Genomic DNA, 15,688 nt, shown 5'->3' with positions numbered 1-15,688 from the left:
ACCTCATTTCTGTTTAAGCCTTAGCACTAAATGTATCTCTCTGTAATTCATTTCCTTCGACTTGCTCGCTACGCCAGTTACGCAATTCTTCTTGAATTCCTGCTGTAGCTATAGCATCATCCGATTGTTCCTCACGCTCACGCGAACGGCGTTGTTGCTGAGAATTACTTCCCGGCTGACGGCCTCCGTCCTGATACATCTGTGATCCGATTGAACTGTTCTGAGTAACCTCAAGTCGTTCCACTTGAATTCCCTGGGCTTGAAGTGAAGAACGTAGCTGCGTCATTTGTTGTTCAAGCATGTCTTTAGCCATCGTATGTTCAGTCATAAACCGTGCAACCAACTGCCCGTTCTGCATGGTAATTTGAACGTCCAACTTACCTAAATGCTCAGGCCGAAGTGAGATGGTCGCCTCGGAAAATCCTTTTTGCTGGACAATATCCAGCTTGTTAACAACAAACTGTGTCATTTCCTTGGCAAACTGTGATGTTTGCATTACAGGTTCAGCCGGCTTTCCTGCTGTTGTACCTGATGAACGCAAAGACAGCTCTCCTGCAGTAATGATGGTTGAGTGTTCCGCTTCTCCACCTGCATTTGAAGCAGATGTTGTCTCAGCCTCAGCTTTCACCTGGGTTCCAGAATTCGCCACTGCCGCAACAATAACTTGTGGCACAACAGAATCCTGTTTAGATGTTTGAAGCGAAGTACTTGTAGCGACTTGTGCAGTCTGATCCTTAACTGCAGTCAATGTATCCAGTATGGATTTCAGTTCAGTCCATCCTTTGTTACTAGTGGTATCCACTCCAGCCTCTTGAAGCTGACTCTGCAGAGATTGTAACAGATGTTTGAATTCAGGAGCGTTCTTCGCAACATTACTCTCAGGTTCATTCATTCCAGCTACTAATTGTGTAAGCATATCTTGCAGAACAAAACGTACTGCTGCCGGATGCTGCGACAGTTCAATTGCGGGTACTGTTTTTGCGCTTTCCGCTCCGTTCGAAGACTCGTCGGAACCTTCTGCATTAGTACCTGAAGGTTTACTTAATTGTGTATACAGCTGTTGAATCAGAGTTTGCAAACCTGCAAGTAGAGCTGGGTCATTTTCCAAAGCTTCGTCAAGTGAATCCAAGTCCGTGAACAACGAATTCAGTATAGCTGTGATTGATGCCGCTTCTCCTTCTTCATTTGTAGCAAAGGAAAACACCAACGGATTGGCAGTTAAGCTTCCAGTAGCGCTTGAACTATCACCTTCTGTGTTTCCTCCAGATAACGATTGTGCAAGAGTTTGGAGAAATTCACCGCTAGCACCTGCAGCCGAACCTTTCGCTTGTGCTCCGGTTATCTGAACTGCCCCTGTTGCTTTTGCAGATGCTGTGGATGCCATTTGATATACAATCGACATTTATTTTCACCTCCTCTCGGTTCTACAGTGTAATCAGTTCTACTTGTTGCCCATTAATTTGTTCAAAATTTTTGCAGTTTCAACCGAGTCCTCTGAAGACATGTTCTCAAGCAATTGAGAGCGTGTTGCATCATCTACTGAATTCAGGATGGTCAATGTTTTGTCAGGACTTAGCTTGTATGTTTCCAATAATAGCTTGGCACCACTTGAAGCAGACATCGAAGCAAATGTTTGACTAAGCTGGTTTTTATCCAGGTTTTTGCTTGTGGTTGTGGATGCAGTTGAAGTTGCTGCGGTTTCTTTCTTCAATCTGGATTGCAGCGCATCCAGCGCCAGATCCCCGGACGGTTTGGCATCCTTCATCATCATGGTGACATCGGCTGCTGTTTTCGGGTCCATCTTTTCAAGCACCTTGGTCCGAGCAGATGACTGCATGGCATTCAACAACAATACCATCTCCTCATTCGTCATATTTTGCAAAATCGGTGCAGCTTTGCTTGGGCTCATGTCCGCATACATTTTAGCTAAATCTTTGATTTGCTTTTGATAATCGGATTCCGTTTCTGGCGTTGCTGCCGTAGCTGTTTCAGCCGCTTTTTCCGCATCATCCAACTTCTTCTGAAGGTCCGTGGCCTTCTTCGCTTCAGTTGTTGTCGCTTCCTGTGCTGCCTTAAGTTCTGTTTCTTTGGCAGTTACTTGGGATTTCAGCTTTTCGATTGTGGCTTCAGCACTTTCAACCTGCTGCTCACTTTTCTCCAGCTTATCTTTCTCAGGGTCCAGCACAGGATCAGGTACCCATTCCTTAACTACCGGGATCTTGTTGGCGAATTCGAACAAATTATTACGAATATCTACATTAAAAAGCGTAAGCAATACGCCCAGCAATACTACGGTGAATACAATCGGGATGGAAATCATGAGAAATTTTTCCCAGCCGCCTCCCGATTCTTTTTCCATGTCGCTATCGTCTTTAACAGCCATCGTTCATTCCTCCTTCACGAGACAACTTCGCGTCCGGCTCACATCAATTCGCGCGTCCGGCTTTGGCAGCGAAGCGTACAGTAGCCATCTCGTCCAGATCGTTCTGTTCCCGGAGGAGCATATCCTGCTGAAATTTGATCTTGGCCTTGTCTCTCGCTCCAAGCCATACTTTTTCATCAACCATCTTACCGTTCAGAAACGTCTGATTCCGCTGCACATTGACCTGAGCATGTTTAACATCATTGTTTTTACGTGAAATGCACTCGTCAAGATGATGTACATATCGCTGCATCTCCTGCAGACTGTTTACAGACGCTGTATTTTCCGTAGCAGATTGGATAATCCCGACCAGGTTATTTCTATCGTTCAGAAGTTGTATCAGATGCTCTTCCTCCGTCTGAAGTTTACCGATCGCTGTGGATAACATCCACTCTGCCTGTGTTTTTTCATTACTCTTCAGGTCAACAACTTTCTGGAAATGATATCGAAATTTCATCGCTTAACCATTCATCTCCTTGCAAATTCAAGAATCAAACGTTCCTGCACTTCACTTAAGGTGACTTTCTCGTCGACTTTCTGCTTGGTAAAGTTCCATATACTATCAATCTGGTCTATGGATTCATCAATCGCTGCATTTGATCCCCGCTGGTAAGCTCCAATATTGATCAAATCCTCCGACTCTTTGTACACAGCCATCAAACGTTTCATATTATTAACGGCTTCCAGCTGCTCTTCCGGAGCAATATCCTTCATGACACGACTTATACTGGCAAGTACATCAATCGCTGGAAAATGACCTTTATTCGCAATGGATCGGTTTAACACAATGTGGCCATCCAATATACCCCTCACCGCATCGGCGATCGGTTCGTTCATGTCATCCCCATCAACCAGAACGGTATAAAAGGCTGTAATCGAACCCGTAGGCCCTGTACCTGCCCGTTCAAGCAGTTTGGGTAAACTCGCAAATACCGATGGCGTATATCCTCTCATTGCCGGAGGTTCACCTACAGCCAAACCGACTTCCCTTTGAGCCATCGCATATCGAGTAACCGAATCCATCATAAGCATCACGTTCATTCCACGATCTCGGAAATACTCTGCAATGGTGGTTGCAATAACTGCTCCCTTAATCCGAATCAGGGCGGGCTGATCTGATGTTGCAACAATGACTACGGAACGTTCCAATCCTTCCGGACCCAGATCCCGTTCAATAAAGTCGCGAACCTCACGTCCACGCTCACCTACAAGCGCGATGACATTGACATCCGCCGCGGTATTACGAGCGATCATGCCCATCAAAGTACTCTTACCAACACCAGAACCGGCAAAAATACCCACACGCTGTCCCTTACCTACGGTCAGCAATCCATCGATAGCCCTTACACCAACACCCATCGTTTCAAGTACACGTGGACGATCCATTGGATTGACCGGAGTATTGGAGGTAGAATACATCGGCATTCTGGATGGAAGGAGGGAACCGTCCAACGGTTGTCCAAGTCCGTCCAATACTTTACCGAGTAATTCGGAGCCTACCTGAACACCAAGTGGCTTACCCGTACCTACTACATCACAACCAGGGCCGATCGATTGAAGTTCACCCAGTGGCATAAGCAGCACTTTGTTATCTCGAAACCCAACAACTTCGGCTTGAAGAGGCTTGGCCGATTTACCAGGATAGATATAACATACGTCACCGATACTTGCATCTGGCCCTTCTGACTCCACCATAAGACCAATGACCTGAGTAACTTTTCCGTTAATACGAACAGGATCGAATTGGCGCAAATGTTCCATATATCGCTGTGAACTAAGAACCTTCATGTTGATTTCTTCGCTCCTCATCCTCAAGTGCTATGCGGACCAGTTCTTTTTTAATCTCAGCAAGCTGTGTATCAATTCTCGCATCTACACTTCCAAACGAAGAACGAATGACACATCCCTTATCTTTGACCGTTGAATCAGGCAAAATTTGCAATTCTGCCTGAGAGTCAATAGACAGAGACAATTCTTCACGAGCTGCCTGTACAAATGTAAACTGATCAGGTGCCACACAGAGTGTGATCAAACCCTGCTCCCGTTTACGTGACAAACTCTGACGAATCAGTTCCAATGTATGATCGGGTTCAATGGTAAGTTGCTTATCAATGACTTTCTCAGCGATCCCGCAAGCGAGCTCCACGAGGAATGGTTCAGCTTCCTGAATGATCTGATCTTTAGCTACATAAGCTTCCTTGAGCACTTCCTGGGCTTCAATCATCATCTTTTCGATCTGCACCTGGAGATCCAGTTCAGCTTGTACTTTGCCTTCATCAAAACCCTGTTGAAAACCTTGTGAACGTAGCGCTTCTGTCAGATGTTCATCCTGTTGTCGTTGTTCCTGCCACCAGCTGTCGATCTGTTCACGGGCCTCTTGAAGCATGCGCTCTGCCTCTTCTGAAGCTTCACGTACTTGCTTTTCTGCAAACTCCTTGGCATCTTCCAGCATTTCTGCGGTAAGACGTTGTGTTTCTTCGTCCACGCGTGCTTGAAGCGTTTCTGCCTCAGAACCTTCAGCACTATCACCGTATAATTCCGTTTCAGACTCCTCAGCACCACCATAATGATGGTGATTTTCAAGTTTTTTGCGGTCATCAACCGGTACATACTGGAAAGATTTAATCAAATTAGACAATGATATCATCTCCTCCACCGCGTGCGATAATGATCTCACCGGCTTCTTCCAATCTCCGTATCGTTCCTACAATACGTGTCTGAGCTTCCTCAACATCACGCAATCGCACAGGCCCCATGAACTCCATCTCTTCTTTGAATGTTTCGGACATCCGCTTCGACATGTTCCGGAACACAGCATCCCGAACCTCTTCGCTTGCCACCTTGAGTGCGAGTTGCAGATCTGCGTTGTCGATATCCCGGATAATACGCTGGATCGAACGATCATCCACATTGACGATATCTTCGAATACAAACATACGTTTTTTGATTTCCTCTGCAAGCTCTGGATCCTGAATTTCAAGCGAGTCCAAAATGGTACGCTCTGTACCCCGATCGACTCCGTTCAGAATCTGAACGATCGATTCGATACCACCCGCATTGGTGTAATCCTGCGTTACGGTAGAAGATAACTTCTGTTCCAGAACCCGCTCCACTTGAGAGATAACTTCTGGCGAAGTACTATCCATAACAGCCACCCGGCGAGCGACATCTGCCTGTTTCTCTTGTGGCAAGGATGATAGAATCGCTGCTGCCTGTTCGAATTGCAGGTAAGACAGAACCAGGGCAATCGTTTGCGGGCTTTCATTCTGAATAAAGTTCAAAATTTGATTCGGATCTGCTTTGCGCGCAAAGTCAAATGGTCTGACTTGCAGCGTAGCTGTCAAACGATTAATGACTTCAAGTGCTTTTGATGAACCCAGAGCTTTCTCCAGGATTTCTCTGGCGTAATTGATACCGCCCTGAGAGATATATTCCTGCGCCAGACAGATCTGGTGAAACTCGGCCATGATCATATCCTTTTCGGAAGAATCAACTTTGCGAACGTTGGCAATCTCCAACGTAAGTTGCTCAATCTCCTCATCACGCAGATGTTTGAAGATCTGAGCCGATACTTCCGGACCTAATGTAATCAACAATATTGCTGCTTTTTGTTTGCCAGTCAAACCTTGACTGCTTGCCTTTGCCAATGCGCTCACCTCTATTCGTCAGCCAGCCATGTACGCAGCAGATTGACGAATTCGTCTGGCTTTTTCTTGGCCAAACTCTCCAATTGTTTGCGCACCTGACTTTCGTTCGTTACACTGTCCAGCGTAATGGACGGGAACTCTGTTGCTATTGGAAGAGGAATCTCTTCTTCTTCGACTTCGTTTTGTTTGCGGCGACGGCGTACTAACAAAATAACTACCGCTGCGATCAATGCCGCTATGAGTGCGCCCCCACCCCACATCATCGTTGAGGAGAGCTGGAAACCTGTATTGTCTGCAGAGGCAGACTGGAATCCTTGTGACATGACTGAAACTTTCTTTGTCAGATCGGCGTCACTTATTACAGTGCCTGAGTCTGCCAGTGAAGCACGAACAATGTTAACCAAAATGTTCTCAATTGCGTCCTGAACCGGTCCCTGTAATTCTGTTTCTCCATTCGGTGGTTCAACTGCAACGTTAATGGTTAAGTCTTTTACAGTATATGGACTGGAAATGATATCCTTGGCGATTCGATTAACATCGTAGTTTATAGTGCTTGATGATTCTTCAGAGGTAGAATTACCGGTTGCATCAGATGATGGGTAACCCGGAACTTCCTCTTGTCCTGTGCCAGCAACACCACCTGTTGGGTTGCTTGCGCCAGTGTAGCTCTTTTGAATCTCCTGCACACTGATCTCGATGCCTTTCATATTATCTACATCAACAGGTGTGACCAGATTTTCCTTACGTGTTTCTTTGTCAAAATTAAGCTTGGAGGCTACCAAAACATTAACTTTGTCCTCCCCTACAATCTGGGAAAGGAATTGCTTTACGTTATTCCGGACATCGTTTTCAAACTTTTTCTGTAATGCCATGTTTTCTTGAACTTCGGAAGACAACCCGCCACTGCCACCTCGGGCAGTTGGAATCAATTCTGCTTCATCTGTGTTCGTAATCGTGATGTTCTCAACAGGCAGATTAGGAATTGCAGTCTTAACCAAGTTAAAGTAGCCATCTACCGCTGCCTGATTTGGGTGATAACCCGGTTTGAATTGGAGAGCTACCGATGCTGAAGCTTTGTCTTGTTCTTCTAAACCAGCAAAAATGTTATCTTTCGGCATATTAACGAGTACTTTAGCATCCTGTATTCCTTGCATCCGCTGAAGTAACTGTTCAACTTCTCCGTTTATAGCGTTGTTGTACTTTACATCAAACTCTTTATCTGTCATCCCGATAGGTGATGATGACTCCTCGAATGACTTATACCCTAATGAACCATTCTGAATAATCCCTTGAGATCCAACATTGACCTTTGCAATTGCAACACTTGTACTCGGTACGGATATGGTCTTGCCATCTGAACTTAATTTGTATGGAATGCTAGATGAATCTAGATAACTGATCACGCCCGCTGAATCACTTGCATTCAAATCTGTAAAAGCAACTTCATATTCCGTCTTGGACAATTGCATCGTGAGCACAACTGCAGCCAAAATCAGAAACAGGAAGGTGGATATAAATAATACTTTTTGCTTTTTGCTAAAACTATTCCAATACTGGGATGCCTTATCCCTGTACTGGGCGATTCTCTCATTCACTCTGTCACCCCATCCGAAACTTTGCTTAGTCTGTCCTTACTCAACCCCAGCCGTTTCATAGGTTGACGATCAGGAGCAGCATCGCAGCTGCATTGTTGTAATGATCAGCGCTACTATCGAAGCGCAAGTAGGTTGTTTTATAACTGCGTTCGCATAACTTCCTGGTATGCTTCAACCACTTTGTTTCGGACTTGAGTTGTGAGTTGTAGGCTTAACAAGGCCTGTTCTGAAGCAATCATCACTTGATCCACATTCGCTTTGCCGACCAAAAATTGATTCGACATTTCATGCGATTGAGCCTCCTGTGCTGCAACGGACCCTAATGCATTCTGTAAGTATGTACCGAAGCTCTGAATGGTTTCGGCTGGTGTAGAAGGCTTACTTTCGGTTGCACTCTTCATCTGTAGCGGTTGTATCCCCTGTGTGCTAAACATGTTGTTCTGAATCATTAATGTCCCTCCCCTTCATCCTGGTTTGTATTTTTCTTATTTTCATTTCAAAGCAACTTATCTTCCAATCTCCAAAGCTTTGGAGATCATTGCTTTGGTTGAATTCAGTGCTGTTACGTTAGCTTCATAGGAACGGGAAGCAGAAATCATGTCGACCATTTCTTTCGCAATATCCACATTAGGCATAAATACATATCCTTCTGCATTGGCATCCGGATGAGAAGGGTCATACACAGGCTTCAAAGGTGACTGATCCTCGCGAATCTCCGTTACTCTCACGCCATCTCCTGAACCGCTACCTCTCATCTGATTTTGCAGCATCGTACCAAATGACGTTTTATTCGGCTCAAGCACAACCATTTTACGTTTGTAAGGGACCGCTTCACCATTGGATACGCTCGCGCGCGTCGTCTCTGCGTTGGCAATGTTGGAAGATATAACGTCCATCCGCAACCGTTGGGCTGTCAGAGCTGAGCTACTGATACTAAAACTATTACTAATGTTCAATTTAGGTTATCTCCCTTCCACGCCAACACGCATGATTTTAATTTGTTCGTTCACTTGCTGAATATAAGCGTTATAACGCAACTGATTCTCCGCCAGAAGACTCATTTCTCTGTCTATATCGACATTGTTTTCGTTGTTATTCATGGAGGTTGACTGGTCCATATTAACTACTGGCGTTGGTACGGAAGAGGAAGGACCTATGACAAAATGCCTTGCATCAGTTACTTTACCCTTAAGAACAGGCATATCTCCATTCATTTGCCCTTGTAACATTTCTTCAAAAGAAACGTTCGAGCGCTTGAAATACGGGGTATCGGCGTTCGCGATGTTGTCAGCAATCGTTCTTTGTCTGATATTGGACGCATCGAGTGCACCTTGCAATCTTTTAAAACTGATATCGTTTAAAAGATTCACAATCCCCCTCCTCTCTTTAGAATTTATGGAAAAAGATTGAATCTTCTTCCTTGAAAACCCTAATGTTTTTTCGACAAAAACATTCGTCTTTACACGGTTTTCTAGGACTTAAGTAGAATTAACTCTGATGTTGTCGTATAACATAAGTTTCTTCGAGTTTGGGATATATTACAATAAGAAAAAAGCCCTATCTTTTCTGAAAGACAGGGCTTTTTGTGTATTTTCTGCAAATTATGAATTTTTTCGTAAATGTTCAGGCCCAAAACAAAAGTATGTTAATACTCTCCCTGATTGTTCTTAAACATTCTTAAAATAAAAAAAACCTTTCTCGTCTCGGCAGCACTGTATAAATCCCGTAATTATGTATATTTTCGAAATATTCATCGTTGATAATGTTAGAATTTTTTGCCGTTAGATTAAGGGTTTAGCGACTACATGATAGGTATACATACGAAGCTGTGTATTAATCAATTGACAAGTTATCTTTCACGAATTAAGATTTCTCACCATTTCTACACAACACTTTCTTAACAATTAAGTAGGGTTGACGTATTCTAATCCCAAGAAAACAATTGGTGACTTCACACTTTTCTATAAATTCTTTTTTTGCGCATTTGCGCAACATTTACCAATCTGTCAACTAAACCGATGCCCAGACTTGGAATAAGAAACATTCTTTTAATGGGAATGACTGGATATAAAAATTAGAAATAACTACCACTCCGATAGGTTTTAACACGCTTTGCATGCGGCACAAGTCCTAGGTTTTGTCGATCCAGACAACAACCACACATCTTTTATCGGCTATCTCATGGAAATCCTTTAGATAGAAACAAAAATAAACGATATGTCACCGGTCGGAGAGAGAACCTTTTACGATTCGTCTAAGGAATGATTATCCTTCGTCGATCTCGTAAGTGTTCTCTACGGTCCAGTGCATATCGTTCATTCAACCTTTTAGCAATTACATTACAAGCCTATATCACAGGATATACTGACTTAAATCACGATCAAGTGCAATATCATTCAATTTCTCACGGACATACTCCGGAGTAATCACCATACGTTCCAATGTAAGCTCAGGTGCCTCAAAGGATAAATCCTCCAAAAGCTTTTCAAGAATCGTATGCAATCGACGAGCACCTATATTTTCTGTATTTTGATTGACGGATTCAGCCAATTTGGCAATCTCGCGAATGGCCTCATCCGAGAACTCGATTTCAATATTCTCTGTGCGCAACAGATCAACATACTGCTTGGTCAGTGCATTTTGGGGTTCAGTCAGAATGGATACAAACTCCTCCAGTGTTAGACTGCTTAGTTCCACACGAATTGGGAAGCGTCCCTGAAGCTCAGGAATCAAATCAGAGGGTTTGGCGACATGGAATGCGCCAGCTGCCATAAACAGAATATAATCCGTTTTGACAGGGCCATATTTCGTCATTACTGTAGAGCCCTCTACGATAGGCAGTATGTCACGTTGCACACCCTCACGGGATACATCAGGACCACTACCGCGCCCTTGACTGGCGACCTTGTCAATTTCATCGATGAAAATGATACCTGTCTGCTCTGCTCGACGAATGGATTCTTGTGTAACATCATCCATATCGATCAATTTTCCTGCTTCTTCCTGGATCAACACTTTGCGCGCTTCTTTAATAGCGAGCTTGCGCTTTTTCGTACGACGAGGTAAGAGGCTGCCAAACATCTCCTGCATATTCATGCCCATCTGATCATTACCTTGACCAGCAAACATGTCCATCATGTTAGGCGCAGTGTCTTCGACATCAATCTCAATGATGTCATCCTCCAACTTGCCGGACAACAGATCAAACTTGATCTTACGGCGGCGTTCGGCAACCCCGGTATCCGGTTCTGGCTCATCCTGTTCCTGAACGTTGTTGCCATTATTACCAAAGATCATCTCAAAGGGATTACGCTGACTCTTGGACTTAGACTGTGAAGGAGCCAAAATATGTACAATTCGCTCATTGGCAGCTTCTTCAGCTTTGTCCTTCACTTTTTCAGTCCGCTCCAGCTTCACCATCCGCAGTGATGTCTCAATCAGATCACGCACCATCGATTCAACGTCACGGCCAACGTAACCTACTTCAGTGAACTTGGTAGCTTCCACTTTCACAAATGGCGCACCTACCAGTTTAGCAAGGCGACGGGCGATTTCCGTTTTACCCACACCGGTAGGTCCAATCATCAAGATATTTTTAGGCACAATGTCGTCCTGAGTGTGCTCAGGCAAAAGGCTACGCCGATAACGATTACGAAGGGCTACAGCTACCGATTTTTTAGCTTTCTTTTGACCTACAATATACTTGTCAAGCTCTGCAACAATCTGTCTCGGTGTTAACGCTTGAGTATTCATATTGCTTCCCTCCTACCAGTATGTTGAATTTATTTTACCTAACAAGGACAAAGAATCCCCTAGACGTCCTGGAGCAGATTACAGAATCATGCTCCACTACGGGAGATTTCTTTGGCTTATAACTCTTCTACAATAATATTATTATTAGTATATACACATAACTCCGAGGCAATCTGAAGTGATTCACGCGCAATATCTTTCGCTTCCAGGTTTACTGCATGACGTTTCAACGCACGCGCAGCAGATAAGGCAAAGTTTCCACCTGATCCAATAGCAATAACGTCATCATCCGGTTCGATAATCTCCCCGCCGCCTGAAATGAGCAGCATACCTGATTTGTCCATCACAATCAAGAGAGCCTCAAGCTTACGCAAGATCCGATCCTGACGCCAATCCTTGGCAAGTTCTACAGCAGCACGCTGCAAGTTACCATGGTGCTCCTCCAGCTTACCTTCGAATTTCTCAAACAGGGTGATCGCATCCGCCACAGAACCAGCAAAGCCAGCAACAACCTGTCCGCGGTACAAACGTCTTACCTTCTTGGCTGTATTCTTCATCACAACGCTTTGGCCCATGGTCACCTGACCATCTCCTGCGATTGCAGCCTTACCATTATGACGAACAGCACAGATCGTTGTAGCATGAAATGACATATCCATGATATCAGCATCCTCCCACGAATAATTTATACGCGTTCCGGAACAGTTAGACCTTCTGCCGCAGCAAAACTGGTGATGCCATCCAGGGCACGCTGTGCAAGAGCTTCATTTTTTTCCTTTTTGTTACGAATCTTTGTTTCCAGCTTCGGCAACAAACCAAAGTTTGCGTTCATTGGTTGGAAGTGCTTGAAGTCAGCCGTTGTAATATACTGAGCCATACTGCCAAGTGTTGTTTCTACGGGCAATACCACCAGTTCCTGCCCAAGTGCTGCTTTGGCTGCGTTCATGCCGGCAATAAGCCCTGATGCAGCAGATTCTACATAACCTTCTACACCCGTCATCTGACCTGCAAAGAACAAGTTAGGACGCTCTTTAAACTGATACGTCGGAAGAAGCAGTTTAGGAGAATTAATAAATGTATTACGGTGCATTACGCCATAACGAACGAACTCTGCATTTTCAAGTCCAGGAATAAGGGAAAAGACCCGTTTCTGTTCTCCCCATTTCAGATGCGTCTGGAAGCCAACCAAGTTATACAGGGTTCCAGCTGCATTGTCCTGTCTAAGCTGAACAACCGCATGTGGTAACTCTCCTGTATGAGGGTTAACCAGACCTACCGGTTTCATTGGACCAAACAGAGCCGTCTGTTTTCCGCGTTTCATCATCACTTCGATTGGCATACAGCCTTCAAAGTAGATTTCTTTCTCGAACTCTTTTAATTGAGCAACCTCAGCAGTAATGAGAGCTTCATAGAAGACATCAAATTCTTCTTCTGTCATGGGACAGTTCAGATATGCCGCTTCGCCTTTATCATAACGGGAAGCCAGATAAACCTTGTTCATATCAATTGAATCTTTTTCGATAATCGGTGCAGCTGCATCATAGAAGTAGAAATACTCTTCTCCCATTAGTGCCTTGATTTGCTCAGACAATGCAGGTGAGGTCAGCGGCCCCGTTGCAACAACAACGATGCCATCTTCCGGCAGAGAAGTTAGTTCCTCATTCACCACTTCGATGAGCGGATGCCGGTGCAACGTAGATGTAATCTCACCTGAAAATCCATCCCGGTCCACAGCAAGTGCCCCACCTGCGGGAACTGCATGTTTGTCTGCTGCTGACAATACGAGAGAATTGAGCATTCTCATTTCTTCTTTTAACACACCCACTGCATTGGTCAATCCATTCGCACGCAGCGAGTTGCTACACACCAGTTCTGCAAATTTATCCGTATGATGAGCTGGCGTTTTCACAACAGGTCTCATCTCGTATAATTTTACGCGTACGCCGCGACTTGCAATCTGCCAGGCCGCTTCTGTTCCTGCCAGCCCGGCACCAATAACGGTTACTTGTTGTTCATTCGTCAAAATCATTTACCCCCATAAAACAATTTCAAAATTCACTAAAATTGATTCACATATATACTAATCTGCTGATTCGTCATCCGGTTCATCCACCGGCTCCTGATGATCACATGAAGTACACTGCAGCCGTGCTCCCTTTTTGTTCCGCTTTTCAATCATTAGCGATCCGCAACTTGGACATGGTTTGGCTGAAGGTCTGTCCCATGAGACAAAATCACATTCAGGATATTTGTCACAACCGTAGAAAATACGTCCTTTTTTGCTACGACGCTCAACAACATGACCTTCCTTACACTTCGGACAAGTCACGCCGATATCCTTGATAATCGGTTTGGTATTCCGGCAATCAGGGAAGCCAGAGCACGCAAGAAACTTGCCAAAACGCCCGAGTTTATAAACCAGCGGTTTGCCGCACTTCTCACAGATCTCATCCGATACTTCGTCTTCAATCTCGATTTCTTTCATTTCTTCTTCCGCAAACTCAAGGCGTTTCTCAAAAGATTCATAGAATTCTGCGAGTACTTTGACCCAATCCTCGGAACCTTCCTCCACATGGTCAAGATCACCTTCCATGTTTGCGGTAAACTCTACATTCAGGATTTCCGGGAAAAACTCTTCCATCTGTTCGATGACCAGTTCACCAAGCTCGGTTGGCATGAATTTCTTTTCCTCTATCGCAACATATCCGCGCTTCTGAATGGTCTCCAGTGTTGGCGCATATGTACTCGGACGCCCTATACCCAATTCCTCAAGCGTCTTAACCAACCTTGCCTCCGTATATCGGGGTGGCGGTTGTGTAAAATGCTGTTTTGGCTCAATCTCCTGCTTATCAAGCACATCTCCACTTTTCAACGGAGGCAGCAGACGATCTTCATCGGTTGTACCATCGTCGTTTCCTTCAACATATACCTTCATGAAACCTTGGAACCGCACCTTCGAACCTGCTGCACGGAAAATGGTGTCCCCCGCAGCAATATCTACAGAGAGTGTATCCAGGATAGCCGAAGACATCTGGCTCGCTACAAAACGTTCCCATACCAGTTTATACAACCGGAACTGATCGCGACTCATAAACGACTTGATTGAGTCAGGATCACGCAGAATTGAAGTTGGGCGAATTGCTTCATGCGCATCCTGAGCATTAGCTGCTTTTTTGGAATAGTTTCGTGGAGTCTCAGGTGCAAATGGCTCACCATACTTACCAACGATATATTCTTTGGCTTCTTCTTGTGCAGATGCCGCAATTCGTGTGGAGTCCGTACGCATATACGTGATGAGACCTACTGTGCCTTCTTTTCCAAGGTCTACACCTTCATATAATTGTTGGGCAACCGACATCGTCTTGGAAGCTCTGAAATTCAATTTACGTGCCGCTTCCTGTTGCAAAGAACTCGTCGTAAACGGGGCGGAAGGGTTACGGCTCCGTTCTTTCTCTTTAACTTCCTTGATCGTAAAGTCTGCACCTTCGATCTGTTTCAGGATCGCTTGCACTTCCGCTTCACTGCCCAGCTCTGTTTTGGCCCCGTTCAGTTTATGAAACTTGGCTTCAAACGGATTGCCGTCTGCTGTCAGTTTGGCGGTAATGCTCCAGTATTCTTCCGGCTCAAAATCATCAATTTCATTTTCACGATCTAAAATGATTTTAACAGCCACAGACTGAACCCGGCCTGCAGACAAACCTTTTTTCACTTTCTTCCATAATAACGGACTAATTTTATATCCAACGAGCCGATCCAGAATACGTCTTGCCTGCTGCGCGTTAACCAAATCCATATTGATTTTCCGCGGCGTTTTGAACGCATCTTTGACCGCCTGTTTTGTAATTTCATTAAATACCACCCGGCAATCTGCCGTATCGTCCAGTTCAAGGGCATGGGCCAAATGCCATGCGATAGCCTCACCTTCGCGATCCGGGTCAGCTGCGAGATACACTTTTTTCACTTTCTTCCGTGCATCCTTCAGTTCTTTCAAAATTGAACCTTTGCCGCGGATCGTAATATATTTCGGATTAAAATCATTCTCTACCTCAACGCCGATCTGACTCTTTGGCAAATCGCGAATATGCCCCATCGAAGCTTTTACGATAAACTTGCTGCCTAAATATTTGCCTATCGTCTTCGCCTTTGAGGGCGACTCCACGATTACGAGTGCATCCGCCATAGGTTCATCCTCCTCTCAGTCATGAAACTGTCATGAAACTGTTTCTGTAAGCTTATGCATAGTTAATAACTTCTGCTAATTATATATTTCC

General features: G+C 44.7%; 14 protein-coding genes. All 14 read right to left on the bottom strand.

Features of this window, described 5'->3' with window-relative positions:
• Positions 1-13: 13 nt before the first annotated feature.
• The 14 genes from MKY92_RS11055 to topA all read right to left on the bottom strand — a co-directional run bounded on the left by MKY92_RS11055 (position 14) and on the right by topA (position 15,597).
• Entirely contained in the window at positions 14-1,402 is a 1,389-nt protein-coding gene (locus MKY92_RS11055; protein WP_339300674.1) for a flagellar hook-length control protein FliK, read from the bottom strand.
• Between the two features lie 39 nt (positions 1,403-1,441).
• Entirely contained in the window at positions 1,442-2,383 is a 942-nt protein-coding gene (locus MKY92_RS11050; protein WP_221824181.1) for a DUF4088 family protein, read from the bottom strand.
• 43 nt (positions 2,384-2,426) lie between these two features.
• Positions 2,427-2,879 carry a flagellar export protein FliJ gene (fliJ, locus tag MKY92_RS11045; protein WP_076208901.1) on the bottom strand — a complete coding sequence of 151 codons (453 nt, stop codon included), beginning with the start codon at positions 2,877-2,879 and terminating at the stop codon, positions 2,427-2,429.
• Positions 2,880-2,890: 11 nt separating this feature from the next.
• Complete coding sequence (gene fliI, locus MKY92_RS11040) at positions 2,891-4,210, bottom strand: flagellar protein export ATPase FliI (RefSeq protein ID WP_036609365.1); 1,320 nt, start codon at positions 4,208-4,210, stop codon at positions 2,891-2,893.
• The gene (locus MKY92_RS11035) at positions 4,197-5,060 is read right to left on the bottom strand and encodes a FliH/SctL family protein (protein WP_221824183.1); all 864 of its coding nucleotides are present in this window, start codon (positions 5,058-5,060) and stop codon (positions 4,197-4,199) included. The genes fliI and MKY92_RS11035 overlap by 14 nt, the downstream gene beginning before the upstream one ends.
• Positions 5,053-6,069, bottom strand: coding sequence for a flagellar motor switch protein FliG (gene fliG / locus MKY92_RS11030; protein ID WP_036609368.1), 1,017 nt, complete (start codon positions 6,067-6,069; stop codon positions 5,053-5,055). The genes MKY92_RS11035 and fliG overlap by 8 nt, the downstream gene beginning before the upstream one ends.
• 11 nt (positions 6,070-6,080) lie before the next feature.
• Positions 6,081-7,664: a flagellar basal-body MS-ring/collar protein FliF gene (fliF, locus tag MKY92_RS11025; protein WP_076208903.1), complete on the bottom strand. Its 1,584-nt coding sequence runs from the start codon at positions 7,662-7,664 to the stop codon at positions 6,081-6,083.
• A gap of 137 nt (positions 7,665-7,801) precedes the next feature.
• A complete protein-coding gene (fliE, locus tag MKY92_RS11020) occupies positions 7,802-8,113 on the bottom strand; it encodes a flagellar hook-basal body complex protein FliE (protein ID WP_017689190.1) in 312 nt (103 codons plus the stop codon).
• Between the two features lie 57 nt (positions 8,114-8,170).
• Positions 8,171-8,620: a flagellar basal body rod protein FlgC gene (flgC, locus tag MKY92_RS11015; RefSeq protein ID WP_017689191.1), complete on the bottom strand. Its 450-nt coding sequence runs from the start codon at positions 8,618-8,620 to the stop codon at positions 8,171-8,173.
• Positions 8,621-8,626: 6 nt separating this feature from the next.
• Complete coding sequence (gene flgB, locus MKY92_RS11010) at positions 8,627-9,034, bottom strand: flagellar basal body rod protein FlgB (RefSeq protein WP_076208905.1); 408 nt, start codon at positions 9,032-9,034, stop codon at positions 8,627-8,629.
• 982 nt (positions 9,035-10,016) lie between these two features.
• Positions 10,017-11,417: an ATP-dependent protease ATPase subunit HslU gene (gene hslU / locus MKY92_RS11005; RefSeq protein WP_047842474.1), complete on the bottom strand. Its 1,401-nt coding sequence runs from the start codon at positions 11,415-11,417 to the stop codon at positions 10,017-10,019.
• Positions 11,418-11,533: 116 nt separating this feature from the next.
• Positions 11,534-12,076 carry an ATP-dependent protease subunit HslV gene (gene hslV / locus MKY92_RS11000; protein ID WP_017689194.1) on the bottom strand — a complete coding sequence of 181 codons (543 nt, stop codon included), beginning with the start codon at positions 12,074-12,076 and terminating at the stop codon, positions 11,534-11,536.
• Between the two features lie 26 nt (positions 12,077-12,102).
• On the bottom strand, positions 12,103-13,440 hold the full coding sequence (gene trmFO, locus MKY92_RS10995; RefSeq protein ID WP_339300673.1) for an FADH(2)-oxidizing methylenetetrahydrofolate--tRNA-(uracil(54)-C(5))-methyltransferase TrmFO: 1,338 nt from the start codon (positions 13,438-13,440) through the stop codon (positions 12,103-12,105).
• Between the two features lie 57 nt (positions 13,441-13,497).
• Positions 13,498-15,597: a type I DNA topoisomerase gene (gene topA, locus MKY92_RS10990; protein WP_339300672.1), complete on the bottom strand. Its 2,100-nt coding sequence runs from the start codon at positions 15,595-15,597 to the stop codon at positions 13,498-13,500.
• Positions 15,598-15,688 lie beyond the last annotated feature (91 nt).

It is taken from the genome of Paenibacillus sp. FSL R5-0623, assembly GCF_037974265.1.
Lineage (GTDB): Bacteria > Bacillota > Bacilli > Paenibacillales > Paenibacillaceae > Paenibacillus.
Note: the sequence above shows the minus strand (reverse complement) of the source record. Positions and strands in the feature narration are given on the sequence as shown.

Excerpts from the sequence above, each read along its gene's own strand:
- MKY92_RS11055 (WP_339300674.1), bottom strand. The coding sequence starts at position 1,402 with ATGTCGATTGTATATCAAATGGCATCCACAGCATCTGCAAAAGCAACA.
- MKY92_RS11050 (WP_221824181.1), bottom strand. The coding sequence starts at position 2,383 with ATGGCTGTTAAAGACGATAGCGACATGGAAAAAGAATCGGGAGGCGGC.
- fliJ (WP_076208901.1), bottom strand. The coding sequence starts at position 2,879 with ATGAAATTTCGATATCATTTCCAGAAAGTTGTTGACCTGAAGAGTAAT.
- fliI (WP_036609365.1), bottom strand. The coding sequence starts at position 4,210 with ATGAAGGTTCTTAGTTCACAGCGATATATGGAACATTTGCGCCAATTC.
- fliE (WP_017689190.1), bottom strand. The coding sequence starts at position 8,113 with ATGATTCAGAACAACATGTTTAGCACACAGGGGATACAACCGCTACAG.
- hslU (WP_047842474.1), bottom strand. The coding sequence starts at position 11,417 with ATGAATACTCAAGCGTTAACACCGAGACAGATTGTTGCAGAGCTTGAC.
- hslV (WP_017689194.1), bottom strand. The coding sequence starts at position 12,076 with ATGGATATGTCATTTCATGCTACAACGATCTGTGCTGTTCGTCATAAT.
- topA (WP_339300672.1), bottom strand. The coding sequence starts at position 15,597 with ATGGCGGATGCACTCGTAATCGTGGAGTCGCCCTCAAAGGCGAAGACG.